Here is a 25,333-nt window from a genome sequence, read left to right as displayed (position 1 = left end):
CGAATCAGACTGACTCGACCCACACCGTACGCACCCTCCCGCGCGCCGCACCCGGCCCCCCGAATCCTCGACTCCGACGGCTTCCCTCCCCATGACGCGATCACCCCGCCGCACTCCCGCCGCCCTCCTGCTCCGCGCCGCCGTACTGGCCGCCGCCGCGTCGGCCGTCGGTGGCTGCGCCGCACCCGGCGGACTCGGCCCGGCCGAACCCGCGCCCGCCCTGTCGGCCCAGCCGCGGCCCGAGGCCCTGTGGCCGGCCTGGCCCGGGACCTCGTCCCGGGTTCCGGGCGCGGGCGTCGCCACCCACGTGCCGGCGCCGGCGCCCCTGCCGGACGGGCCGGAGGTGGGCCCCGGGGGCCTCGTGGCGGTGAACGCGCCGGACGTCGTACGGGCCGACAAGCGGATGCGGCCGTTCCTGAGCAAGGGGACGATCGAAGCCCCGGGCCGGGCAGGCATGCGGCCCGTCGTCCACGCGGACCTCACCGGGGACGGCAAGGAGGAGCTCGTCGTCGCCGCCGACACCGAGAGCGGCCGCACGGCGCTGAGCGTGTACACCGCGCGGGGAAAGCGGATCGTGCCCATCCTGTTCACCCTCGGGCGGCGGCTGGTGGCCGAGACCCTCGGACCGGACCTGCTGATCCGCACCGCCGCCGACGACAACTCCGAGCAGGCCGTCCGCTACCGCTGGGACGGCGAGCGGATGAAGGTGGTCAGCGACGAGCGGCGGTTCGACAAGTCCCCGCGGGGCACCGGAGACGAGCCGTCCGCCGGGACGGGACGGGGCCCTCGATGAGAGCGCTGTCGCGGCGCTGCCGGCGGGCCCTGCGGTCCCTGGGGCTGCGCTGGAAGATCTCCGTCCTGCTGGCCGTGGGCTGCGCGCTGGTCGCGGTCACCATCGGCGTCCTGATCCACGAGGCGCGGGGGCGCCAGGTGGCCGACGCCGCCCGTAGGAGCGCGATCGAACAGCTGGTCCGCGTAGGGCAGGTGTACGAGCTCACCGGCAAGCTCGACTTCGACAAGGTCGGCGAGGCCGATGCCCGGATCGACTGCCCAGCCGTGCCCCCGGCCCTGCGGGCGGCCGCCCTGGAGGGCCTGCGCACCACCTACCTGGACCTGACCGGGCCGCGGCCGGCCGTATGGGCGGCGCGACCGATCGGCGGTTCCCACGTCCTGACGGTGCGGCATCCACTGGCCGCCGAACAGGCCGAGCTGGCGGAACTCGACGGCCTGCTGATCGCCTCGGGAACGGGTGTCGTGGCCCTGGCGGCGGGCGGCGGGGCGCTGCTGGCGAGCCGGCTGAGCAAGGACCTGCGGACGGCGGCGGAGACCGCGCGCCGGATCAGCGCGGGCGACCTCGACGCCCGGATCGGGCCGTCCGGTGTGCCCGGGACCCGCAACGAGGTGACCGAGCTGGCCTCGGCGGTCGACACGATGGCCGCGAGCCTTCAGCGGCGGCTGGAGGCGGAGCAGCGGTTCACGGCGGACGTGGCGCACGAGCTGCGGACCCCGCTGACCGGGCTGCACACGGCGGCCGAGCTGCTGCCCGCCGGGAGGCCGACGGAGCTGGTGCGCGACCGGGTCGCGGTGCTGCGGACGTTGACGGAGGACCTGCTGGAGGTGGCGCGGCTGGACGCGGACCAGGAGGAGCCGCGCCTGGAGGCGCATCGGCTGGAGGCGCTCGTTGCGTCGATCACCCGGAGGTCGGGGGTGGCGGCCGTACTGGACGGGGTGACCGGCGGCGGAGACGACGCGGGCGAGGGCGGTGCGTGGGTGCGGACCGACGTGCGGCGGCTGGAACGGATCCTGACGAACCTGCTGGTGAACGCCCATCGGCACGGCGGTGGGCCGGTGACGGTGTCGGTGTCGGGGACCTCGGTCACCGTCCGGGACCGGGGTCCGGGGTTCCCCGCGACGCTCCTGCGGGAGGGTCCGCGGCGTTTCATGACGGGCACGGCCGAGCGCGGCCAGGGCACCGGGCTCGGGCTGACCATCGCATTCGGGCAGGCCCAGGTGATCGGCGCCGAGGTGATCCTGACCAACCCGGGCCCGTCGGGCGCGGCGGCGACGGTGACCCTGCCGGCGGTGTGACCGGTGTGACCGGTGCGACCGGTGTGACCGGTGGGGCGCGTCGGGCTCCGAGGGGACCGGTCCCGTCGGCGGCGGGGCGCGTTCACCCGGACGGGGTGGGCGGACACGGATGCCGCCGCAGCGCCCCTGACGTGCGCGGATGCCGCTCCGGCGGGCAGCGGCCCGGCGATCTGACGGGGGCTCAGCAGGCGCGCGGCGGGCACGCAGGTTTACCTCAGGACACGACCCCGTGTCCTCAGGAGTTCCCATGCGCCGCAGCACCGCCCACGTGCTCACCGCCACCGCGCTGACCGTCGCCGCCTTCGTCGGTCCGGTCGCCGGAGCGGTCGCCGCCGCGGACCTCGGCATGACCGCCTTCGCCCCCGGGGACTTCGCCGTGCTGGAGGTCTGGCCCAAGTCCGCCCCGGCGGGCGCGACCGTCACCGTGAACACCACGGCCTGCGGCAAGGGCAGCCACGCCGAGGGCGATGCGAGCACCGTCGGCGGCGGGCGCTTCAAGCTCGCCCCCGGCACCCACAAGGAGGTCGTCGTGGGGCAGTTCCAGGTCGCCCACGGCACCCGGTCCGGCACCTACGGCATCGGGGTGACCTGCGCGAACGGCAAGTTCGCGACCGGCGACCTGGCCATCACCGAACGCGGCCCCCAGGGCCACGTTCGCACCGGGGTGGGCGGTGGGACGACCACCACCTCCGACCCCGCCAAGATCGCGGCGGGGGTGGCCGTACTGGCCGCCGCCGCCGTCGGCGGTACCTGGCTCCTGCGTCGCCGGGCGAGCGGCACGCGGAGCTGACGGACGCCCACCGCGGCTCCGGCCGCGGTCCGACCGGTACCGTCCCCCGTCGCCCGCCCCCGCGAGGTCCCCCCCGTTCGCGGGGCCGGGCGACGGCCAGTCACAGGAACGGCGAGACGAGGGGGCAGCCATGTGGACCTCCGGGCGGACCTCCGGGCGCGGAGGGCTCGTCGCCCTCGCCGCCTGCGTCGGCGTCTGGCTGGTGAGCAGCGGCTCCGGCGAGACGGTCGGGCCCCCTTTGCCGTCCGCCGGTGAGGCGCTGAGCGCGCAGGCGGCCTACCCGGGGAGCATCGACCCGCTGCCCGGCTCCCCGCCCACCCGGATCCGGATCCCGTCGATCCGCGTGGACGCGCCGATGACCGGTCTGGGTCTGGACCGCGCCGGCAGCCTCGAAGTGCCCCCGCCGACCCGCGGGGACCTCGCCGGCTGGTACCGCGAGGGGACCACCCCGGGCGCCGCGGGAACCGCCGTCGTCGCGGGTCACGTGGACCACGCCCGCGGCCCGGCCGTCTTCTACCACCTGGGCGCGGTGCGCCGGGGAGCCGCGATCGAGGTCGCCCGCGAGGACGGACGCACGGCCGTCTTCACCGTCCACGCCGTCGAGGTCCACGACGCCGACGCGTTCCCCGACAGCCGCGTGTACGGGCCGTCGCCGCGCGCGGAGCTGCGCGTGATCACCTGCGGCGGCGGTTTCTCGCCCCGGACCGGCTACCAGGGCAACGTCGTCGTCTTCGCCCACCTCACGGGGACGTACTGACCCGTCGCTCCCCGGTCCCCAGCGCTGTCCCCACCGCTATCCCCACTGCTCGAAGCCGAGCTTGACGACGAGCGCGCCCACGACCGTCAGCAGCACGCCGCGGACGAAGCCGCTGCCCTTCTTGAGCGCCATGCGGGCGCCGATCATGCCGCCGGCCAGGTTGAAGACCGCCATGAGGGCGGCCAGTTGCCAGAGCACCATGCCCTGGTGGGCGAACATCGCGAGCGCTCCGGCGTTCGTGCAGGTGTTGACGATCTTGGCGGTGGCGGAGGCGGTGACCAGGTCGAGGTGGAGCAGGGCGGTGAGCGCGAGTACCAGGAAGGTTCCGGTGCCCGGTCCGATGAGGCCGTCGTAGAAGCCGATGCCGAGGCCCGCGAGGGCGATGGTCAGCAGGACCCGGCCGCGGGAGACGGGCGAGGCGGAGGGCGCGGCGCCGAACCCCGGCTTGAAGATCACCACCGCGGCGACCACCACCAGGACGACCATGATCAGCGGCCGGAGGGCGTCCTTGCTGATGCCGCCCGCGAGAGCGGCCCCGCCCATCGACCCGGCGAGCGCCGCCAGGCCGATCCGGACGGCGATCCTCACGTCCACCGGGGCCTTGCGGGCGTACGTGACGGCCGCGCCGGCCGTGCCGACGATGGCCACCGCCTTGTTCGTCCCGAGCACGGTCGCGGGGTGGGCGTTGGGCAGGCCGAGCAGCAGGGCGGGCAGGAGGAGCAGTCCGCCGCCGCCCACCACCGCGTCGATCCAGCCGGCCGCCGCGGCGGCCACGCACAGCACGATGATCATCGCTGTTGATATGTCAGGCACCTGACGACCCTATGGAGCGGATCGGTGCAGCGGCCATCAATCGCCGGAAACTTGCGCGAAGGTTGAGCTTTGCCGGGCGGGCACCCGGTCCGGAGCCACCGGAGCAGCCGGGTCCACCACGGCCGTCAGCGCGGTCGCGATCAGCGCCCCGGCCAGCCCGAGGCCCGCCGCCAGCCGTCGCGGCGCCGGTACGCGGGCCGCCGCGCCCGGCCCGACCCGTACGAGGGACTCCCGGCGCGGCTTGCGGTGCCGGCCCGCGGCCGGGGCCGTGGGGGCGGTCGCGGACAACGGCAGGGCGACGTGCAGGGGGTGACGCATGGGCGCGGTGACCTCTCGGCGGGACGTACGGAAGCGGGAAGCGGGGAGCGGGAGCAGGCGCGGGGCAGGGGCAAGGGCAGGGGCGAGGCAAGGGCGGGGCGGGAGCGGACGGAAGACCGGCGCGGAAGGGCCGAGAGGCGGGTCGCGGCCCCGGGTTCAGAAGCTGAAGCACTCGCTGTGCACGCGGTCCGCCGGCACCCCGGCCCGCAGCAGGGCGGCCAGGGTCGCCTCCGTCATCCCGGGCGGCCCGCACAGGTACACGTCGTGCTCCGCGAGGTCCGGCACCAGCGCGGTCAGCGCCTGCGGGGCGAGCGGGTCGTACGCGGCCCCCGACGGCCCGAGCAGGTAGTGCAGCCCTGCCCCGCGTCCGGCGGCTATGGCCTCCAGCTCGGTCCGCAGCACGAGCTGCTCCTCGGCGCCGGCCCGGTAGAGCAGCGTGATGTCCCCCGGCCCGCCGGGCAGGGTCTCGAACAGGGCCCGCATCGGGGTGATCCCGACCCCACCGGCGATCAGCAGCACCTTGGGCCTGGTCCGCCGGGCGGCGGTGAGCGCCCCGAACGGGCCGGTGGCCAGGACGCGCGTACCGGGGCGCAGCCGGCGGATCCGTCGGGAGTGGCCGCCTAGCGCCTTGACGGTGATCCGCAGCCGGCCCCCGTCGACGGGCGCGGACAGGGAGAACGGCAGGGCGGTGTACCAGAGCCGTCGCTGGAGGAAGCGCCAGCGCAGGAACTGTCCCGGCTCGGCGCGCAGTTCGGCGAGGTGCTGCCCGTACATGACGACGGACACCACCCCGGGCCCCTCCACCCGCACCTCGGCGACCCGCAGCGCGTGCCGCAGGGCCTGGCGTACGGGGACCACGACCCGGTACCAGACCAGCAGGACGGCGACGACGGCGTGGGCGAGGGCCCAGAACCAGGCGACGGCCGCGAGGTCGGGCCCGGCGAGCTGGTGGACGAAGCCCAGGGCGACGGCGAGGTGGACCAGGAGGTGGACCCCGCGCCAGGTTTCGTGGGGGATCCGGCGGCGTACGGCGCGGGCCGAGGTCACGCCGACCGCGGCCAGCAGGACCGTCCCGGCCGCGGCGGCGGCGAGCGCGGGGTAGCCGAGCAGCTCCCGGGCGGCGGAGAGCACGTCGACGCCCTCGTGCACGGCGTACCCGAGCAGGGCGAACAGGCCGTGCCCGAAGCAGAGCAGGAGCACGTGCCGGCCCGCGAAGGCGTGCCAGCGGGCGAGCCGGTCGGCGCCGACGCCGTGCTCGACGGCGGGCACCCGGGCCATGAGGAACAGCATGACGAGCACTCCGTACCCGGCGAGGAGGCCGGTCAGGTGCGCGGCGGTCGCGAAGAGCGCGTCGAGCCGGGCCGAGGGGCGCACCTGGGCCGCCCAGAGCAGGGTCACCAGTCCCGCTCCGACCAGCATCCCGCCCTTGACCCGCACCGCCGCATCTCGCATGCCGCTCACGCTAGGCGGCCTCCGGGGCCCGTCCGGGCGCCCGGGGTGATCCTTAAGGCGGCCTTGAGGGGCGCCTCACCGGCCCTTAATCCGGGCCCTCGTGGGACGCCTCACCGGCCTGCGATCCGGGCGCTGAGGTCGGCGTTCCGTCCGGGTAACAGGGGCGATGCCGAGGGGAAACAGCGGCCGCGCACGCTCGTGCCATGACCTCGGAGCAGCGTGTGGTGGTGATCGGCGGAGGGCTGGCGGGCCTGCGGCTCGCACAGCGGCTCGGCGCGGAGCGGGGACCGGCGGTGACCGTCCTCGGGGAGGAGACGCACGCGCCGTACAACCGGGTCCTGCTCGCCGAGGTACTCGCCGGCCGGTACCCGCCCAAGGTGACGGCGCTGCCCGCGCCCGGCCCGGTGCTGCGCCGGGGCGTCCGAGCGGTCCGCATCGACCGGGCGGACCGGCGGGTGCACTGCGACGACGGCACGGCGCCGGAGTACGACGTACTGGTCCTGGCCACCGGGTCGAACCCAGTGCTGCCGCCGCTGCGCGGGCTGTTCCCGCCCGACGGCCGGGAACTGCCCGACGGGGTGCACGCGTTCCGCACCATGGACGACTGCCTGGCCCTGGACGCGGCGGTGCGGCCCGGGGTGCGGGCGGTGGTGATCGGCGGCGGTCTGCTGGGGGTGTCCGCGGCCCGTGCGCTGGCCGCGCGGGGTGCCCAGGTGGTGCTCGCGCAGCAGGCGGAGCGCCTGATGGAGCGCCAGCTGGACGCGGACGCCTCGGCGCTGCTGCACACGCACCTGACGGCCCTCGGCGTGGAGATCCACACGGAATGCCGGGTCCGCGGCCTGACCACGGCCGGCGACCAAGGACCCGGCACGAACAGCACCCCGAGGCCCGGCACGAACAGCGCCCCGCACTCCGGCACGAACAGCACCCCGAGGCCCGGCACGGACAGCCCCCCGCACTCCGGCACGGGCAGCGTCCCCGTCGCGGGTCCGGTCGCCGCCCCCGCCCACCCCGAGCGACGCCGGGTCACCGGGGTCGAGCTCGCCGACGGCTACCGGCTCGACGCCGACCTCGTCGTACTGGCCTGCGGCGTTCGCCCCCGTACCGGTCTGGCGCGGGCGGCCGGGCTCGACGTCCGCAAGGGCGTCGTGGTCGACGACCAACTCCGCACCAGCGACCCCCGCATCCACGCCATCGGCGACTGCGCCGAGCACGCGGGCCGGGTGTACGGCCTGGCCGGACCCGCGCTGGAGCAGGCCGAGACCCTCGCCGCCCTGCTGACGGGCGGCGACGGGGCGGCCCCCTCGGTCACCCCGTACGCCGGGACCCGCGCCCTCACCCGCCTCACCCTCGGCCGCACCGGCCCGGGGGACGGCCACTTCGACCTGGCCGCCTTCGGCGAGCCCACCCCGCTGCCCGGCGACGACGTGGTCCGCCTCGCCGACGCCACCCGCCGGACCTACCGGAAGGTCGTCGTCCGCGGCGACCGGCTCGTCGGCGGGGTACTGCTCGGCGAGCTCTCCACCGTGGGGGCCCTGGCCCGCACCTGGGCGGACGACGAGTCGCTGCACGACCTGTTCCACCTGCTCACCGACGACGGAGGCCACTGACATGACCGAGCCCTTGCCCGCAATCGTGCTCATCGGGCACGGCATGGTCGGCCAGCGCTACCTGGAGGCGCTCGCCGAGCGCGGCGCCACCGCCACGCACCGCATCACCGTGCTGTGCGAGGAGCCCCGGCCCGCATACGACCGCGTGCACCTGACCTCGTACTTCTCCGGGTCGACCCCCGAGGACCTGTCGCTGACCCCGGCCGGTTTCCTCCGGGACAACGGCATCGACCTGCACCTCGACGACCCCGCCGAGAGCATCGACCGGGACGCCCGCACGGTGACCTCCCGCTCCGGGCGGGTGTTCCCGTACGACGTGCTCGTCCTGGCGACCGGCAGCTACCCGTTCGTGCCGCCCGTCCCCGGCAAGGACGCCCCCGGCTGCTTCGTCTACCGCACCATCGAGGACCTCCTCGCGATCGAGGAGTACGCGAAGACCCGCACCAGCGGCGCGGTCGTCGGTGGCGGCCTGCTGGGCCTGGAGGCGGCCGGCGCCCTGAAGGGGCTGGGGCTCGTCACCCGCGTCGTCGAGTTCGCGCCCCGCCTGATGCCCGTCCAGGTCGACGAGGGAGGCGGCGCGGCGCTGCTGCGCACCATCGAATCCATGGGGTTGACCGTGCACACCGGGGTCGGCACCCAGGAGGTGCTCACGGGGGAGGACGGCGCCGTCAGCGGAATGCGGCTCTCCGACGGTTCGACGGTCGACACCGACCTGGTCGTCTTCTCCGCCGGCGTCCGCCCGCGCGACCAGCTCGCCCGCGAGGCCCGCCTCGACGTCGGCGAACGCGGCGGCATCGCCGTCGACTCCCGCTGCCGCACCTCCGACCCGCACGTCTACGCCATCGGCGAGTGCGCGTTGGCGAGCGACGGCCGCGTCTACGGCCTGGTCGCCCCCGGGTACGAGATGGCGGAGACGGCCGCCGAGGACCTGCTGGGCCGCGAGAAGGAGTTCACCGGCGCCGACCTCTCCACGAAGCTCAAGCTGCTCGGCGTGGACGTGGCCTCGTTCGGCGACGCCCACGGCACCGCCCCCGGCAGCCTCGACGTCGTCTGGTCCGACTCCCGCTCCGGCGTCTACAAGAAGCTGGTGGTCTCCCCCGACGGCGTCCTGCTCGGCGGGGTCCTGGTCGGCGACGCCGACTCCTACGGCCTGCTGCGCCCGCTCACCGGCAGCGTCCCGCCCGTCTCCCCCGAGCAACTGGTGCTGCCCGCGGGGCTCGGTCCCGCCGCACAGCTGGGCCCGTCGGCGCTCCCCGACAGCGCGGTGATCTGCTCCTGCCACAACGTCACCAAGAAGGCCATCACCGCCTGCGCCACCCTGCCCGAGGTCAAGAAGTGCACCAAGGCGGGCACCGGGTGCGGCAGTTGCGTCAAGGTGATCGGGCAGCTGCTGCCCGCCGCCACCGACAAGGGCCTGTGCGGCTGCTTCCCGTACACCCGGGCCGAGCTCTACGAGATCGTCCGCACCCGCCGGCTCGTCTCGTACGAGGAGATCCTCGACGGCCACGGCCGGCCGGAGGCCCGCGGCGGCGACGGCTGCGAGGTCTGCAAGCCCACCGTCGGGTCGATCATCGCCTCGCTCGCCCCCGTCCTCGGGGCCAGCGGCTACGTCCTCGACGGGGAGCAGGCCGCCCTCCAGGACACCAACGACCACTTCCTCGCGAACCTCCAGCGCAACGGCTCGTACTCGGTCGTCCCGCGCATCCCGGGCGGCGAGATCACCCCCGACAAGCTCATCGTGATCGGCGAGGTGGCCCGCGACTTCGGCCTCTACACGAAGATCACCGGCGGGCAGCGCATCGACCTCTTCGGCGCGAGCGTCGACCAGCTCCCGCGGATCTGGGCCCGCCTCGTCGACGCCGGGTTCGAGTCCGGGCACGCGTACGGGAAGGCCCTGCGGACGGTGAAGTCCTGCGTGGGGCAGACCTGGTGCCGCTACGGGGTCCAGGACAGCGTACGGATGGCCATCGACCTGGAGCTGCGCTACCGCGGCCTGCGCGCCCCGCACAAGCTGAAGTCGGCCGTGTCGGGCTGCGCCCGCGAGTGCGCGGAGGCGCAGAGCAAGGACTTCGGGGTCATCGCGACGGCGAGCGGCTGGAACCTCTACGTCGGCGGCAACGGCGGGGCCACCCCGCGCCATGCCGACCTCCTGGCCCAGGACCTGTCGGACGCCGAACTGGTCCGGTTGATCGACCGGTTCCTGATGTTCTACATCCGCACCGCAGACCGGCTGGAGCGGACCTCCACCTGGCTGGACCGGCTGGAGGGCGGCCTGTCCCACCTGCGGGACGTGATCGTGCACGACTCGCTCGGCCTGTGCGCGGAGCTGGAGTCGCTGATGGCCGGGCACGTGGCGCACTACCGCGACGAATGGGCCGAAACCCTTCAGGACCCGGAGCGGTTGCGCCGGTTCGTGTCCTTCGTCAACGCGCCCGGGGCCCCGGACCCGACCGTGAGGTTCGTCCCCGAACGCGACCAGGTCAAGCCCGACCTGGCCGTCCTGACCATAGGAGGAGCCGTCCGATGACCGTCGAACTGCGGGTGGCCGAAGGCTGGCTCACGGTGTGCGAGCTGTCCGCGCTCGTTCCCGGGCGCGGGGTCGCCGCGCTGCTCCCCGACGGGAGCCAGGCCGCGGTCTTCGTGGACCGCTCGGGGCGGCCCTGGGCCATCGGCAACCAGGACCCCTTCACCGGCGCGCACGTGTTGTCGCGCGGGCTGGTCGGCTGCGCGGCGGGGCGGCCCTTCGTCGCCTCGCCGCTGCTCAAGCAACGCTTCGACCTGGAGTCGGGGCGCTGCCTGGACGACGAGGGGGTGACGGTCCGGACCTATCCGGTGCGGACCGCCGCGACCTCGTGAGCCCCGCCCGGACCGACCCGGCCCCGGCCCAGGCCCGGTCCGGGCTCAGCCCTGGAGGGCGGCCGGGTCCATCCACATGATCTCCCAGGTGTGGCCGTCGAGGTCGTCGAAGGCCCGCCCGTACATGAAACCGTGGTCCTGGGCCGGCCGGGGCTCGGTGGCCCCGGCGCCCACGGCCGCGTCGACGAGCTCGTCGACCGCCGTGCGGCTCTCGGCGCTCAGACACAGGAGCACCTCCGAGGTGCGGGTGGCGTCGGCGATCTCCTTGTGGGTGAAGTCCTTGTACCGGGCCTCGGTCAGCAGCATGGCGACGATCGTGTCGCTGATCACCACCGAGGCGCAGTTCTCGTCGGAGAACTGGGCGTTGAGGGAGTAGCCGAGCTTGCTCCAGAAGGCCTTGGCGGCGTCCAGGTCCTTGACCGGCAGGTTGACGAAGATCATGGTGGCGGACATCTCGGTCCCTCTTCTCTCGTGTGCGGCGCGGCGCCGTTCCGTGGTGTTCGAGGGGTAGACGGGAGCCGCCGGCGAAACTCATCGGCGCCCGGCGAACTTTTTTCGCCGATCCCGCCCACCCGGACGAAGGCACTGGTCAGCGGGGTGGGCCGGGTCACCTTCCGGGCAGGACCCGGCCGCGGCCGGCCGGTCCCCCGCGCACGGCACCCGGGGGCCCGACAGCCGCCGAAGCGTCCCGCGGGGAACGTCCGGGTGTACGGAAGTCACCGCCGAAGGATTGACCCCGAGCCGGTCGCTCGTGCGTCATGAGGAATTGACGTCACGTCAATTCGACGCCTCTAGGTTCCTCGACGCATGCGACCTCGCGCCCGACCGGACGCGGGGCCTTCCTCCCACAGGAGTGACCGTGGAACGTCGTACCTTCCTGCGCGGTGCTGTCATCGGCTCGTCCGCCGCCGCCTTCGGGGGCACGTTGATGCGGGGAGCCGCCTACGCGGCACCCGCCCAGCCCGGCGCCGGCCCCTACGGGGCGCTCGGCGCGGCCGACGCGAACGGCATCATGCTGCCCGCCGGGTTCACCAGCCGGGTCATCGCCCGCTCCGGCCAGACCGTCGCCGGCACCTCGTACACCTGGCACAGCGCCCCGGACGGCGGTGCCTGCTACGTCGACGGCTCCGGCTGGATCTACGTGTCCAACTCGGAGATCAACCCGTCCGGCGGGGCGAGCGCCGTCAGGTTCAACTCGTCCGGCACCGTCACCGGCGCCTACCGGATCCTCTCCAACACCCGCCAGAACTGTGCGGGCGGCAAGACCCCGTGGAACACCTGGCTGTCGTGCGAGGAGGTCGACCGCGGCTTCGTCTACGAGGCCGACCCGTACGGCATCAACGCGTCGGTGCAGCGCCCCGCGATGGGCCGCTTCAAGCACGAGGCCGCGGCGGCGGACCCGGTGCGCCAGGTGATCTACCTGACCGAGGACGAGACGAGCGGCTGCTTCTACCGCTTCATCCCGACGACCTGGGGCAACCTGTCCTCCGGCACCCTCCAGGTCCTCAAGGCGGGCACGGCCACCTCGGGCTCCTTCACCTGGGCCAACGTGCCCGACCCGGACGGCTCGCCGACGGCCACCCGCAGCCAGGTCTCGGGGTCGAAGAAGTTCAACGGCGGCGAGGGCTGCCACTACGCCAACGACACCGTCTGGTTCACCACCAAGGGCGACAACCGCGTCTGGCAGCTCAACCTCGCCACCAACACCTACGAGCTGGCCTACGACGACTCCCTGGTCCCCGGCGGCGCGGCCCCGCTGACCGGTGTGGACAACGTGACCGGGTCCTCGTACGGGGACCTGTACGTCGCCGAGGACGGCGGCAACATGGAGATCTGCGTGATCACCCCGGACGACGTGGTGGCCCCGTTCCTCCGGATCACCGGCCAGTCCTCCTCGGAGATCACCGGCCCGGCGTTCTCCCCGGCCGGCAACCGCCTGTACTTCAGCAGCCAGCGCGGCACCACGGGCAGCTCCTCCAACGGCATCACCTACGAGGTGACCGGCCCCTTCCGCACCTGACGCCCCTGCCGGCACCTCCGGCACCTACGTCCCGCGCGGCCCCGGAGACCCCGGGCCGCGCGGGACCGCGTACGTGAACTCGCGCGCGCCCCGTCACGAGACCACGGCGCCGCCCTTGAGCAGGGCCGCGCCGAGCGGGGTCACCGTGTGCAGGACGGCATTGCCGTGGCGCAGCGTGGTGACCAGGCCCGCTTCGCGCATCACGCAGGCGTGCTGGCTCGCCGAGGCCAGGGAGACCCCGGCCCGGCGGGCGAGCTCGCTGGTGGTGGCCCCGTCGCCGATGGCCCGCAGGACCACCGAGCGGGTGTGTCCCACCAGCTTGCCCAGGGTCCTTTGGCGCAGCTCCTCGGGGCGGCCGCCCTCGCCCCCGGCCGAGGCGGAGGCCAGCTGGGCGGCGGCCGGGTAGACCAGGACCGGCGGCAGCTCCGGGTCGTGCAGGGTCACCGCGGTGCGCCGGCAGAAGAAGGACGGCTGGAGCAGCAGCCCGCGGCCCCGCAGTCGCACGTCCCGGTCCACGGGGTACTCGCATTCCAGGACGGGCGCCCGCCAGCGCAGCATCGGCGGCAGCGAGGCGAGCAGTTCGTCCGCGCCGCCGTCGAGCAGGGCCCGACCGCGCGCGGCCCGCTCGGCCTCTATCTGGGCCTGTATGTGGGTCCAGTACGGCTCCACGGCCGCCCGGTGGTATCCGCGCAGTTCGCCCAGCAGCCGGGGCATGTGTTTGGTGCCGCCGTCCATGAACTCCCGCAGCCGGTTCGGCGGCGGCGTCCCGAAGGCCGCGCCGAAGCCGGCGCCCGCGCCGACGAGGGACAGCTCGCGCCGCAGCCGTTCGGGGCGGAGCCCGCGCAGCGCGTCGAGGGCGACGTCCCAGCCGTACTGCCCCTCGGTCGGGGTGAGGAAATCCGGGAAATAGCCGCGCGCCGGTATCAAGGCACCGAGCAGCCTTGTTTCACTATTCAACCGGCTCCGGGTTTCCGTACGCCATTCGCCGAACAGCCGGGCGTCGCGCCGGTCTCTTAAGCGGTGAAAACTAAGAATCGTTTCCCACAACGCATCGGGACGCCCTGCCATCCTTACGCGTGCCAGGTCCACTCCAGTGAAATGGATACGAAGCACCGAACCCCCAGCTGTGCAACCGCAATCCCCCCGCCCCATGAGTATGCATGCCGTCACACGTGGTCACCACGCCCTTTCGGCCACAGTTGAAACCCCTTTCGGCAGGGGCGTGACAAGCGAAATCCTGTAGTCCGCCAGGCACACTCCGGTGCGACCGAAACGCTCCGTGAAGGCCGTGGGGGGCTTTGCGGGGCCTGGCGGTCGGTCGCACAGGGAAGCGCCGACGTGCCTGACGCCGTAAAACTTTGTTGAATACTTTGCGGAACGGGCCCTACGAAAAGACGTCGACGCCCGCCCCGGGCAGTCAGGGAACCCGGGGCGGGCGCGGTCAGGAGGCCGTTGACGTTCGGCGGTCAGCGGCTGTCGGAGCCCTTCGACTCGGCGGCCGCGCGGCCCGCCTCCAGGCGCGCCACCGGGATCCGGAAGGGCGAGCAGGAGACGTAGTCGAGGCCGACCTCGTGGAAGAAGTGCACCGACTCGGGGTCGCCGCCGTGCTCGCCGCAGACACCGAGCTTGAGGTCGGGGCGGGTGGCCCGGCCGGCCACGACCGCGCTGCGCACGAGGGCGCCCACGCCGTCCTTGTCGATGGTCTCGAAGGGCGAGACCCCGAAGATGCCCTTCTCCAGGTACGCGGTGAAGAAGCTGGCCTCGACGTCGTCGCGGGAGAAGCCCCACACCGTCTGGGTCAGGTCGTTCGTGCCGAAGGAGAAGAACTGCGCGGCCTCGGCGATCTGGCCGGCGGTCAGCGCGGCGCGCGGCAGCTCGATCATGGTGCCGATGCTCAGCTTGAGGCTGGTGCCGGTGGCGGCCTCGACCTCGGCGATGACCTGGTCGGCCTCGTCGCGGACGATCTCCAGCTCCTGGACGGTGCCGACGAGCGGGACCATGATCTCGGCGCGCGGGTCGCCCTTGGCGTTCTTGCGCTCGGCCGCGGCCTCGGCGATCGCCCGGACCTGCATCTTGAACAGACCCGGGATGACCAGGCCGAGACGGACGCCGCGCAGACCCAGCATCGGGTTCTGCTCGTGCAGCTTGTGCACGGCCTGGAGCAGGCGCAGGTCGTTCTCGTTGGCGTCCTTGCGGGACTCGGCGAGGGCGACGCGGACCGACAGCTCGGTGATGTCGGGCAGGAACTCGTGCAGCGGCGGGTCCAGGAGGCGGACGGTGACGGGCAGGCCGTCCATCGCCTCGAACAGCTCGACGAAGTCCTTCTTCTGCAGCGGCAGCAGGGCACTGAGTGCCTCTTCGCGCTCACCGTCGGTGTCGGCGAGGATCAGTCGCTCCACCAGTTCACGGCGCTCGCCGAGGAACATGTGCTCGGTGCGGCACAGGCCGATGCCCTGGGCGCCGAAGCGGCGGGCGCGCAGCGCGTCCTCGGCGTTGTCTGCGTTGGCGCGCACCCGCAGGCGGCGGACGCGGTCCGCGTACGCCATGATCCGGTGCACGGCGGCGACGAGCTCGTCGGCGTCGTCGGCGCCGGCGTGCATGCGGCCCTCGAAGTACTCGACGACCGGGGAGGGTACGACGGGTACCTCACCGAGGTAGACCTTGCCGGTGGAGCCGTCGATGGAGACGACGTCGCCCTCTTCGATGACGGTCTCGCCGACCGTCATGCGGCGGCGCTTGGTGTCGACGTCGAGCTCCTCGGCGCCGCAGACGCAGGTCTTGCCCATGCCGCGGGCGACGACGGCGGCGTGCGAGGTCTTGCCGCCGCGCGAGGTCAGGATGCCCTCGGAGGCGATCATGCCGTCGAGGTCGTCCGGGTTGGTCTCGCGGCGGATCAGGATGACCTTCTCGCCGGAGCGCGACCACTTGACGGCCGTGTACGAGTCGAAGACGGCCTTGCCGACCGCCGCGCCCGGGGAGGCGGCGATGCCGCGGCCCAGCAGCGTGGGCCCCTCACTGCCGTGGGCGGTGTCGTCGAAGCGCGGGAACATCAGCTGCGCGAGCTGGTGGCCGTTGACGCGCTGGAGGGCCTCGGCCTCGTCGATCAGGCCCTGGTCGACGAGCTGCGTGGCGATGCGGAAGGCGGCGCCGGCGGTGCGCTTGCCGACACGGGTCTGGAGCATCCACAGCTGACCGCGCTCGATGGTGAACTCGATGTCGCAGAGGTCCTTGTAGTGGGTCTCCAGCGTCGTCATGATCGTCATGAGCTGGTCGTAGGAGGTCTTGTCGATGCCCTCCAGGTCCGCGAGCGGCACGGTGTTGCGGATGCCCGCGACGACGTCCTCGCCCTGGGCGTTCTGGAGGTAGTCGCCGTAGACGCCCGCGTGACCGCTGGCGGGGTCGCGGGTGAAGGCGACGCCGGTGCCCGAGTCGGGGCCGAGGTTGCCGAACACCATGGAACAGATGTTGACGGCGGTGCCCAGGTCGCTCGGGATGCGCTCCTGGCGACGGTAGAGCTTGGCGCGGTCGGTGTTCCACGAGTTGAAGACGGCCTCGACGGCGAGGTCCATCTGCGCGCGGGCGTCCTGCGGGAACTCGCGGCCGGCCTCCTTCGCGACGATCTTCTTGAAGTGCTTGACCAGCTTCTTCAGGTCGGCGGCGTCGAGGTCGGTGTCGACGGTGACCTTCTTGGCGGCCTTGGCCTCGTCGAGGGCGTCCTCGAAGAGCTCGCCCTCGACGCCGAGGACGGTCTTGCCGAACATCTGGATGAGGCGGCGGTAGGAGTCCCACGCGAAGCGCTCGTCACCGGACTGCGCGGCGAGGCCGACGACGGACTCGTCGGAGAGGCCGATGTTGAGGACGGTGTCCATCATGCCGGGCATCGAGAACTTGGCGCCGGACCGCACGGAGACCAGCAGCGGGTCGTCCGACTGGCCGAGCTTCTTGCCCATCTGCGCTTCGAGGGCGGCAAGGTGTGCGCTGACCTCGTCGCGCAGCTCGGCCGGGGCCTCGCCGCTTTCGAGGTAGACCTTGCAGGCCTCGGTGGTGATGGTGAAGCCGGGAGGAACGGGGAGACCCAGGTTGGTCATCTCGGCGAGGTTGGCTCCCTTGCCGCCGAGAAGGTCCTTGAGGTCCCGGTTTCCCTCGGTGAAGTCGTAGACGAACTTCTGATCTTTGTTTTCCGACACGGGTCTCGACTCCTCGAGGACTCGGGTGGCTGCCCTGACGGCCAGGAACATACCCAGATCGAAGGCTTATGGGTACGTCCACTTGGTCGTCATACGGCTGTAACCACCCGTGCGCCAGCAGATCGAAAGTAACTCACGGGTAATCGGAAGGTACGAAGAGCGTTCATCTTCCGAAGGCGGAGGGGCCCACAGAGGCCTGATCACGCTCGGATGAGCGATCATCGATACATTTGCGTTCAAGTCCTGAACACACAAAGTGTGGCACCCAGTGCCACCCTTTGAAAGTCTTACCCGTGACCTTTTTGCTCATCTGAGCGAAACCTCTCCCATGCGTGGCGTATATCACGCGACACGGAGGGCGATTTGTCAGCCTCCGGAAGTGTCCAGCTCCGCGTCCTCGCTCACACCCGCGCAGTCGTACGGATCCTTCAGCCAGCCCTCAGGCAGGACAACTCGGTTGTTTCCGGACGTCCGACCCCGCGGGCCGTCCGCACTCTCGGGCCACGACTGATCCAGATCCAGCTCGCTCAAATGAGCGTCCAGTTCCGCCAGGGAGGAGGTGACCGCCAGCTTCTGGCGCATCTCCGATCCGACGGCGAAGCCCTTCAGGTACCAGGCCACGTGCTTACGGAAGTCGATCACCCCGCGCGCCTCGTCACCGATCCACTCCCCCAGCAGCTCGGCGTGCCGGTGCATGGTGACCGCGACCTCGCGCAGGGTGGGCTTGTGGAAGTCCTCGGGGCGGCCCTCGAAGGCCGCGACCAGGTCGTTGAAGAGCCACGGCCGGCCCAGGCAGCCGCGCCCGACCACGACGCCGTCGCAGCCGGTCTCGCGAACCATGCGCAGCGCGTCCTCGGCGCACCAGATGTCGCCGTTGCCGAGGACCGGGATCTCCGGCACGTGCTCCTTGAGGCGCGCGATGGCCTCCCAGTCCGCGGTGCCGCCGTAGTGCTGGGCCGTGGTCCGGCCGTGCAGGGCTATGGCGGTGACGCCCTCCTCGACGGCGATCCGACCCGCGTCGAGGTAGGTGAGGTGCTCGTCGTTGATGCCCTTGCGCATCTTCATGGTGACCGGCAGGTCCCCGGCGCCCGCGACGGCCTCGCGCAGGATGGCGCGCAGCAGGTTCCGCTTGTACGGGAGCGCCGAGCCGCCGCCCTTGCGGGTGACCTTGGGGACGGGGCACCCGAAGTTGAGGTCGATGTGGTCGGCGCGGTCCTCGTCGACGATCATCCGGACGGCCTTGCCGACGGTCGCCGGGTCCACCCCGTACAGCTGGATCGAGCGGGGCTTCTCGGTCGCGTCGAAGTGGATCATCTGCATGGTCTTGTCGTTGCGCTCGACCAGGGCGCGGGTCGTGATCATTTCGCTCACGAACAGCCCCTTGCCGCCCGAGAACTCGCGGCAGAGCGTGCGGAAGGGGGCATTGGTGATCCCGGCCATCGGCGCGAGCACCACCGGGGGCTGCACGGTGTGCGGGCCGATCGCGAGGGGCTGGGGAAGCGTGGTCATCCGCCCATTGTCCCGCATGCCGGGTCGGAGGTGCGGACGTACGATCGGCCCCATGATCGAGCCGAGTCAACGGCAACGCACGCTCGTCCTGGCGATCTGCTGCATCAGCCTGCTCATCGTCAGCCTCGACAACACCGTCCTCAACGTGGCGCTGCCCTCGATGCGCCAGGATCTGGGCGCCTCGGTCGCGGGCATGCAGTGGACCATCGACGCCTACACCCTCGTCATGGCCTCGCTGCTGATGCTCGCGGGCTCCACCGCCGACCGGATCGGCCGCCGCAAGGTCTTCGTCACCGGTCTGATCCTCTTCACCCTGGGCTCCCTGCTGTGCTCCCTCGCCCCCGGGCTGGGCTGGCTCATCACCTTCCGGATGGTCCAGGCCGTCGGTGCGGCGATGCTCAACCCCGTCGCCATCTCGATCATCACCAACACCTTCACCGATCCGGCCGAACGGGCCCGTGCCATCGGCATCTGGGGGGCGGTCGCCGGTCTCTCCATGGCGGCGGGTCCCGTGATCGGCGGCGTGCTGGTGGACTCGGTGGGCTGGCGGTCCATCTTCTGGGTGAACCTGCCGATCGGACTCGTGGCCCTCTGGCTGACCCTGCGGCACGTCCCCGACTCCCGGGCCCCGCACGCGCGCCGGCCGGACCCGGTCGGACAGCTGCTGATCATGGGCCTGCTGGGCTCGCTGACGTACGGGATCATCGAGGCCCCGGCCGCCGGCCTGGGCTCCCCCCTGATCCTGGGGTGCGGCCTCGTGGCCGTCGCCTCGCTGGTGGGGCTGCTGCTGTACGAGCCCCGGCGCGAGGAGCCGCTGATCGACCTGCGGTTCTTCCGCAGCGCTCCCTTCAGCGGGGCGACCGTGTGCGCCGTCAGCGCCTTCGCCGCGCTGTCCGGGTTCCTCTTCCTGAACACCCTGTACCTCCAGGACGTACGGGGGCTCAGCGCCCTGCACGCCGGGCTCTACATGGTGCCGATGGCCGGGCTGACCCTGCTCTTCGCGCCCCTGTCGGGACGGCTGACCGGCAGTCGGGGTCCCCGGCTGCCGCTGCTGATCGCGGGCGGGGCGATGGGGGCGAGCGGGCTCCTGTTCGCGGCCTTCTCGGCGGAGACCTCCACACCCCTGATGTTCGCCGGGTTCATGCTCTTCGGCCTGGGCTTCGGCATGGTCAACGCCCCGATCACCAATACGGCCGTGTCCGGGATGCCGCGTTCCCAGGCCGGGGTCGCGGCGGCCGTGGCCGCCACCAGTCGGCAGACCGGCGGGACGCTGGGGGTCGCCGTGATCGGCGCCGTGCTGGCTGCCGGGACGGCGGGCGGCGGGGAGTTCACGGCGGCCGCCAAACCCGCCTACTGGATCATCACCGTCTGCGGGCTGCTCGTCCTGCTGGTCGGCGCCGCCACCAACGGCCGCTGGGCGCGCGAGACCGCCCTGCGCACCGCCGCGGCGCTGGAGCCGGACCCGCCCGGGCAGGGCTCCGCCCCGGTCGGGGCCCCGCGTTCGTAGGCTCCGCCGCCGGCCCCTCCCCACCGCGAGGCGCCCCATCGCACTGACGGGTGACAGATATTGAAATCTGTCACCCGTCATGCCATTCTCGTTGCATGACCACGAACCAGAACACCAACGACGCCCAGGACACCGGCGACGCACAGGACGCCGGGAACGCCCGGCGCACGCTCGGCGCGAGCGGCCCCTCCGTCTTCCCGCTCGGCCTGGGCTGCATGGGCATGTCCGCCCTGTACGGCGAGGCCGACCGGAGCGAGTCCATCGCCACCCTCCACGCCTTCCTCGAGGCCGTCCCCGAGGGCACGAACGCCCTCCTCGACACCGGCGACTTCTACGGGATGGGCCACAACGAACTGCTCATCAACGAGGCCCTGCGCACCGCCCCCGCGGCGGCCCGCGAGCGGGCCCTGACCAGCGTGAAGTTCGGCGCCCTGCGGACGGTCGAGGGCGGCTTCGCCGGGTACGACGGCCGGCCGGACGCCGTCCGCAACTTCCTGGCCTACTCGCTGCAGCGGCTCGGCCGGGACCACGTCGACGTCTACCGGATCGCCCGCGTGGACCCGGACGTGCCGATCGAGGAGACGGTCGGGGCCATCGCCGAGGCCGTCCAGGCCGGGCACGTCCGGCACATCGGCCTCTCCGAGGTCGGCGCCGACACCTTGCGGCGGGCCGCCGCCGTCGCCCCCATATCGGACCTCCAGATCGAGTACTCGCTGATCTCCCGGAACATCGAGGCGGAGATCCTGCCCACGGCCCGCGAGCTCGGGATCGGCGTCACGGCGTACGGGGTGCTGTCCCGAGGGCTGATCAGCGGTCACTTCTCGCGGGAGCGGGAACTGGCCCCGGGCGACTTCCGGGGCATGAGCCCCCGCTTCCAGGGCGGCAACCTGGACCGCAACCTCGACCTGGTCGAGGCCCTGCGCAAGGTCGCCGAGGAGAAGGGTGTGAGCGTCGCCCAGATCGCCATCGCCTGGGTGCTCGCGCGCGGCGAGGACATCGTTCCGCTGGTCGGTGCCCGGCGCCGGGACCGGCTCACCGAGGCACTCGGTGCCATGCGGGTGGAACTGACCGCAGCCGACCTGGCGGCTGTCGAGGAGGCCGTACCGGCCGGTGCCGCGGTGGGCGAGCGCTACCCGGCGGCGCAGATGGCCCACCTCGACAGCGAGCACTGAAGCGGCTGTACGGTCGTACTCATGCCTCCCGCTGCCGCCGAGCCCCTGACCCCCGAGCGCATCCTCGAAACCACCGAGGAAGTGCTGCGCCGCTTCGGCCCCACCAAGGCGACCGTGGTGGACGTGGCGCGCGCCCTGGGAGTCAGCCACGGCAGCGTCTACCGGCACTTCCCCTCGAAGGCGGCTCTGCGCGAGGCGGTCACCGACCGGTGGCTCGCCAAGAGCGTCGTGATGCTGGAGAAGATCGCCTCGGCTCCGGCCGAGCCGGCCCCCTCCAAGCTGGAGACGTGGCTGGAGGCCCTCTTCGAGGCCAAGCGCCACAAGGCCGGTGACGACCCCGAGCTGTTCGCCACCTACACGGTGCTGCTCGCCGAGAACAGCGGCACGGTCGACGCGCACCTCACCGAGCTGATCGACCAGCTGGCCGGGATCATCGCCGAGGGCGTCGAGGACGGGACCCTGTCAGCGCCCGACGTCCGGGCCGCCGCCCGCGCGGTCTTCCACGCCACCGGACGGTTCCACGATCCCCAGTACGCGGCGGACTGGCTCTCGCCGTCGATCCTCACCGAGTTCGAGGCGGTCACCGCGCTCGTGATCCGGGGCCTGCGCGCCTGAGTTCCGGCGCCGGGGTCCGGCCGGGGTGCGGCCTTCCCGGCTCCTGCGCGCTCCCGCGCTCCCCCCGCCCCTCGGTTCGAGGCGGACCCGTTCGCCGCGATGCCCGGAATTCGATGGCCCGGGTGTCTTGACGATCATTTTGGGCACTCGATGGCTTGTCCATGCCATCTTGCTGCCTACGGTCCCCTGGACCGCACGCACGAGGCACACCAGGGGGAAGCATGTCCACCCAGGTCGCTCGACCCGCCGCACCCGCCCGATCGGGCGTCGCCACCGCACTCGGTTGGCTCCTGACCATCGGGCTCAACGTGGTCGCGCCGATCATCACCTACAACGTCCTGACCGGCAGCCGGGGTTGGGAGGAGTTCCCGGCCCTGCTGCTGAGCGGCGCCTGGCCCGTCCTCGACACCGTGATCCACGTGGCCTGGCGCCGCAAGGTCGACGAGTTCGCCGTGGTCACCATGGTGTTCCTGGTCATCACCGCCGTGGTGGGACTCGTCGGGGACCACTCGGCCAGGACCCTGCTGATCAAGGACTCAGCCGTGACGGGGCTGTTCGGCGTGCTCTGTCTGGCCACCCTGCTCGCCAAGCGCCCGTTGATGTTCTACTTCGGCCGCAAGTTCGCCACCGACGGCACGCCCGAGAGCACCGCCTGGTGGAACGGCCTGTGGCAGTACGAGGGCTTCCGCACCACGATGCGCCGCATGACCCTGGTCTGGGGCGTGGCCTACGTGATCGAGGCGCTGGTGCGGGTCGTGCTGTCGTACAGCGTGAACACCAGGACCATGGTGGTCGTCAGTCCGATCATGGTCTACGCCGTCCTGGCCGCCCTCGGCGTCTGGACGGCCCTCTACGGCAAGCGCTCCCAGGCCGAGGGCGAGCGCCTCCAGGCCGAGGCGAAGGCGCGGGCCGAGGCCGAGGCCGTGCCCGAGGGGCGGAGCGAGCCGGCCGAGGCCGGTCGCGGCGGCGCGCCCGCGTAGGGCGTGAGGCGGGACGACGGTGGCCCGGCGCGCGGATCGCGCACCGGGCCACCGGTCGTTTCAGGCCGCTTCGAAGAGGGCCCGGGATGCCACTAGCAACCGAGCAGACGGCTGCCCAGGTAGCTCTGGATCTGGTCCAGGGAGACGCGCTCCTGCTTCATGGTGTCGCGCTCGCGCACGGTCACCGCGTTGTCGTCCAGGGTGTCGAAGTCGACGGTGACGCAGAACGGCGTACCGATCTCGTCCTGGCGACGGTAGCGGCGGCCGATGGCGCCCGCGTCGTCGAACTCGATGTTCCAGAACTTGCGCAGGTCGGCGGCGAGGCCCTTGGCCTTCGGCGACAGCTGCGCGTTGCGGGACAGCGGCAGCACGGCGACCTTGATCGGGGCCAGGCGCGGGTCGAAGCGCATCACGGTGCGCTTCTCCATGACGCCCTTGGCGTTCGGGGCCTCGTCCTCGTTGAACGCGTCGAGCATGAAGGCGAGCATGGCGCGGTTGACACCGGCCGCCGGCTCGATGACGTACGGGGTGTACTTCTCCTTCGTCTCCTGGTCGAAGTAGACGAGGTCCTGGCCCGAGGCCGCCGAGTGGGCCTTGAGGTCGAAGTCGGTGCGGTTGGCGACGCCTTCGAGCTCGGAGAACTCGTTGCCACCGAAGTTGAAGCGGTACTCGATGTCGGCGGTGCGCTTCGAGTAGTGGGAGAGCTTCTCCTTCGGGTGGTCGTACCAGCGGATGTTCTCCTCGCGGATGCCGAGGTCGCGGTACCAGTTCCACCGCTCCTGCATCCAGTACTCCTGCCACTGCTCGTCCTCGCCCGGCTTGACGAAGAACTCCATCTCCATCTGCTCGAACTCGCGCGTGCGGAAGATGAAGTTGCCGGGCGTGATCTCGTTGCGGAAGGACTTGCCCATCTGCGCGATGCCGAAGGGGGGCTTCTTGCGCGAAGTGGTCTGCACCTGGGCGAAGTTGGTGAAGATGCCCTGAGCGGTCTCGGGCCGCAGGTACGCCTTCGAGCCGGTGTCCTGGGTCGGGCCGAGGTGGGTCTCCAGCATGCCGGAGAACTGCTTCGGCTCGGTGAACTGGCCCTTCACACCGCAGTTGGGGCAGTTGATGTCGGCAAGACCATTGGCGGGCACGCGGCCGTGCTTGGCCTCGTACGCCTCTTCAAGGTGGTCCGCGCGGTGACGCTTGTGACAGGAGGTGCACTCGGTCAGCGGGTCCGAGAAGGTCGCGACGTGACCGGAAGCCACCCAGACCTCGGGGGCCAGGATCACGGAGGAGTCGATACCGACGATGTCCTCACGTCCGGTGACCATGGCCTTCCACCACTGACGCTTGATGTTCTCCTTGAGCTCGACACCGAGCGGGCCGTAGTCCCAGGCGGCCTTGGAGCCGCCGTAGATCTCACTGCACGGGAAAACGAAGCCACGGCGCTTGCTCAGGCTGACGATGGTTTCGATCTTGTCGGCGGCCACGGTGCTCTCTTCATTACGAGGACGAACGGCGAAGGCTTCAGGTTACCGGCGCCCACACCCCCCTCTTCAAATCGGGATCCCCTTCTACGCATACCGCCCGGGCCCCTCACCTGGGTTTTTGACAATCGTTTCCATCTTTGATGAAAATGGATGTCATGAACGTACGACGCCTCATACCCAGCGCCGCCCTCGCCGGTGCCGTCGCCCTCGCGGCCACGGCCCTCACCGCGTGCTCCGGAGCCGCCGACGCGGCCGGGAACAAGGACGGCAAGGTCAGCGTGCTGGCGTCGTTCTACCCCATGCAGTTCATAGCCGAGGAGATCGGCGGGGACCACGTGAAGGTCGACACCCTGACCAAGCCGGGTGTCGAACCGCACGACCTGGAGATCACGCCGAAGCAGACCGCGCAGCTGGCCGAGGCCGACGTCGTGCTCTACCTCCGCACCCTCCAGCCCGCCGTCGACAAGGCCGTCGGCCAGGCCGTCGCCCACTCCGGCCTGGAGCACGCCGTCGACGCCACCGCCCTCACCAAGCTGGAGGCGCACGGCAAGCCGGGCCACGGCGAGGAGGGCCACGAGCACGCCGACGGCGACGAGCACGCCGGCGGCCACTCCAAGGGCGACGGCCACGACCACGGCGAGGCCGGCGAGGACCCGCACGTCTGGCTCGACCCCACCAAGTACGCGGAGATAGCCACCGGCTTCGGCGCCGCACTGGAGAAGGCCGACCCCGCCCACGCCGCGGACTACCGGAAGAACACCTCCCAGCTCGTCGGCAAACTGCAGGCCCTGGACACCGAGTTCGAGGACGGCCTGAGGAACACGGCCACCAGGACGTTCATCACCACCCACTCCGCCTTCGGCTACCTCGCCGAGCGCTACGACCTCGACCAGGAGGGCATCTCCGGCGTCGACCCCGAGGCAGAGCCCAGCCCGGCCCGCATGAAGGACCTCCAGGCCCTGGCCAAGAAGGACAACGTCACCACGGTGTTCTTCGAGGCGCTGGCCAGCGACAAGACGGCCAAGACCCTCGCCAAGGACACGGGGCTGACCACCGACGTCCTCGACCCGCTGGAGGGAATCACCGACAAGTCCCAGGGCGCTGACTACTTCGAGGTCATGCGGTCCAACCTGAAGAACCTCCAGAAGGCACTCGGAGCCAAGTAATGACACCAGCAGTCACGG

Annotated in this window: 21 protein-coding genes; 13 read left to right on the top strand and 8 right to left on the bottom strand. The window is 71.9% G+C overall.

All coding sequences use genetic code 11. The annotated features are described in order from the left end of the window. Positions 1–91: 91 nt before the first annotated feature. The 4 genes from NOD94_RS12500 (at position 92) to NOD94_RS12485 (ending at position 3,635) form a co-directional block, all read left to right on the top strand. Entirely contained in the window at positions 92–793 is a 702-nt protein-coding gene (locus NOD94_RS12500) for a hypothetical protein (RefSeq protein ID WP_281205930.1), read from the top strand. Further along, a complete protein-coding gene (locus NOD94_RS12495; RefSeq protein WP_281205929.1) occupies positions 790–2,088 on the top strand; it encodes a HAMP domain-containing sensor histidine kinase in 1,299 nt (432 codons plus the stop codon). Before NOD94_RS12500 ends, NOD94_RS12495 begins: the two co-directional genes overlap by 4 nt. Before the next feature lie 247 nt (positions 2,089–2,335). Further along, the gene (locus tag NOD94_RS12490) at positions 2,336–2,878 is read left to right on the top strand and encodes a hypothetical protein (RefSeq protein ID WP_281205928.1); all 543 of its coding nucleotides are present in this window, start codon (positions 2,336–2,338) and stop codon (positions 2,876–2,878) included. A 130-nt stretch (positions 2,879–3,008) separates the two neighbouring features. Continuing rightward, the gene (locus NOD94_RS12485; protein ID WP_281205927.1) at positions 3,009–3,635 is read left to right on the top strand and encodes a class F sortase; all 627 of its coding nucleotides are present in this window, start codon (positions 3,009–3,011) and stop codon (positions 3,633–3,635) included. Positions 3,636–3,671: 36 nt separating this feature from the next. On the opposite strand, the gene NOD94_RS12480 is transcribed toward NOD94_RS12485, so the two are convergent. The 3 genes from NOD94_RS12480 to NOD94_RS12470 all read right to left on the bottom strand — a co-directional run bounded on the left by NOD94_RS12480 (position 3,672) and on the right by NOD94_RS12470 (position 6,218). Further along, entirely contained in the window at positions 3,672–4,448 is a 777-nt protein-coding gene (locus NOD94_RS12480) for a TSUP family transporter (protein WP_281205926.1), read from the bottom strand. 36 nt (positions 4,449–4,484) lie between these two features. Beyond that, positions 4,485–4,766 (bottom strand): hypothetical protein, encoded by a 282-nt coding sequence (locus tag NOD94_RS12475; protein ID WP_281205925.1) that lies wholly within the window; start codon positions 4,764–4,766, stop codon positions 4,485–4,487. 156 nt (positions 4,767–4,922) lie between these two features. Further along, on the bottom strand, positions 4,923–6,218 hold the full coding sequence (locus NOD94_RS12470) for a ferredoxin reductase family protein (RefSeq protein ID WP_281205924.1): 1,296 nt from the start codon (positions 6,216–6,218) through the stop codon (positions 4,923–4,925). A 203-nt stretch (positions 6,219–6,421) separates the two neighbouring features. On the opposite strand from NOD94_RS12470, the gene NOD94_RS12465 reads away from it, so the two are divergent. The 3 genes from NOD94_RS12465 to nirD are packed head-to-tail and all read left to right on the top strand — an operon-like array spanning position 6,422 to position 10,684. Continuing rightward, complete coding sequence (locus NOD94_RS12465; protein ID WP_281205923.1) at positions 6,422–7,828, top strand: FAD-dependent oxidoreductase; 1,407 nt, start codon at positions 6,422–6,424, stop codon at positions 7,826–7,828. Position 7,829: 1 nt separating this feature from the next. Next, complete coding sequence (gene nirB / locus NOD94_RS12460; protein WP_281205922.1) at positions 7,830–10,355, top strand: nitrite reductase large subunit NirB; 2,526 nt, start codon at positions 7,830–7,832, stop codon at positions 10,353–10,355. Further along, a complete protein-coding gene (gene nirD / locus NOD94_RS12455; protein WP_281205921.1) occupies positions 10,352–10,684 on the top strand; it encodes a nitrite reductase small subunit NirD in 333 nt (110 codons plus the stop codon). The genes nirB and nirD overlap by 4 nt, the downstream gene beginning before the upstream one ends. Positions 10,685–10,729: 45 nt before the next feature. Here the strand turns inward: nirD and NOD94_RS12450 are convergent, their stop codons facing one another. Continuing rightward, positions 10,730–11,137 (bottom strand): VOC family protein, encoded by a 408-nt coding sequence (locus NOD94_RS12450; protein WP_281205920.1) that lies wholly within the window; start codon positions 11,135–11,137, stop codon positions 10,730–10,732. Positions 11,138–11,543: 406 nt separating this feature from the next. Here NOD94_RS12450 and NOD94_RS12445 point away from each other — a divergent pair, with 406 nt between their 5' ends. Then, positions 11,544–12,704, top strand: coding sequence for an alkaline phosphatase PhoX (locus NOD94_RS12445; RefSeq protein ID WP_281205919.1), 1,161 nt, complete (start codon positions 11,544–11,546; stop codon positions 12,702–12,704). A gap of 93 nt (positions 12,705–12,797) precedes the next feature. On the opposite strand, the gene NOD94_RS12440 is transcribed toward NOD94_RS12445, so the two are convergent. The 3 genes from NOD94_RS12440 to dusB all read right to left on the bottom strand — a co-directional run bounded on the left by NOD94_RS12440 (position 12,798) and on the right by dusB (position 18,418). Then, positions 12,798–13,817, bottom strand: coding sequence for a winged helix-turn-helix domain-containing protein (locus NOD94_RS12440; RefSeq protein ID WP_281205918.1), 1,020 nt, complete (start codon positions 13,815–13,817; stop codon positions 12,798–12,800). A 353-nt stretch (positions 13,818–14,170) separates the two neighbouring features. Beyond that, a complete protein-coding gene (ppdK, locus tag NOD94_RS12435; protein WP_281205916.1) occupies positions 14,171–16,891 on the bottom strand; it encodes a pyruvate, phosphate dikinase in 2,721 nt (906 codons plus the stop codon). A 366-nt stretch (positions 16,892–17,257) separates the two neighbouring features. Next, entirely contained in the window at positions 17,258–18,418 is a 1,161-nt protein-coding gene (gene dusB / locus NOD94_RS12430) for a tRNA dihydrouridine synthase DusB (protein WP_281205915.1), read from the bottom strand. A 34-nt stretch (positions 18,419–18,452) separates the two neighbouring features. On the opposite strand from dusB, the gene NOD94_RS12425 reads away from it, so the two are divergent. The 4 genes from NOD94_RS12425 to NOD94_RS12410 all read left to right on the top strand — a co-directional run bounded on the left by NOD94_RS12425 (position 18,453) and on the right by NOD94_RS12410 (position 22,674). Then, the gene (locus tag NOD94_RS12425; RefSeq protein ID WP_281205914.1) at positions 18,453–19,907 is read left to right on the top strand and encodes an MFS transporter; all 1,455 of its coding nucleotides are present in this window, start codon (positions 18,453–18,455) and stop codon (positions 19,905–19,907) included. Between the two features lie 95 nt (positions 19,908–20,002). Then, complete coding sequence (locus NOD94_RS12420; RefSeq protein WP_281205913.1) at positions 20,003–21,079, top strand: aldo/keto reductase; 1,077 nt, start codon at positions 20,003–20,005, stop codon at positions 21,077–21,079. 21 nt (positions 21,080–21,100) lie between these two features. Continuing rightward, positions 21,101–21,694 (top strand): TetR family transcriptional regulator, encoded by a 594-nt coding sequence (locus tag NOD94_RS12415; RefSeq protein ID WP_281205912.1) that lies wholly within the window; start codon positions 21,101–21,103, stop codon positions 21,692–21,694. A gap of 221 nt (positions 21,695–21,915) precedes the next feature. Continuing rightward, complete coding sequence (locus tag NOD94_RS12410; RefSeq protein WP_281205911.1) at positions 21,916–22,674, top strand: VC0807 family protein; 759 nt, start codon at positions 21,916–21,918, stop codon at positions 22,672–22,674. Between the two features lie 92 nt (positions 22,675–22,766). Here the strand turns inward: NOD94_RS12410 and NOD94_RS12405 are convergent, their stop codons facing one another. After that, a complete protein-coding gene (locus NOD94_RS12405; protein WP_281205910.1) occupies positions 22,767–24,149 on the bottom strand; it encodes a glycine--tRNA ligase in 1,383 nt (460 codons plus the stop codon). Positions 24,150–24,304: 155 nt separating this feature from the next. Between NOD94_RS12405 and NOD94_RS12400 the strand changes: the two genes are divergently transcribed. Further along, positions 24,305–25,315: a metal ABC transporter substrate-binding protein gene (locus tag NOD94_RS12400; RefSeq protein WP_281205909.1), complete on the top strand. Its 1,011-nt coding sequence runs from the start codon at positions 24,305–24,307 to the stop codon at positions 25,313–25,315. Positions 25,316–25,333: the final 18 nt, after the last annotated feature.

This window comes from Streptomyces sp. Isolate_45 (assembly GCF_024721315.2).
GTDB lineage: Bacteria > Actinomycetota > Actinomycetes > Streptomycetales > Streptomycetaceae > Streptomyces.
This window is presented reverse-complemented; position numbering and strand designations above follow the sequence as displayed.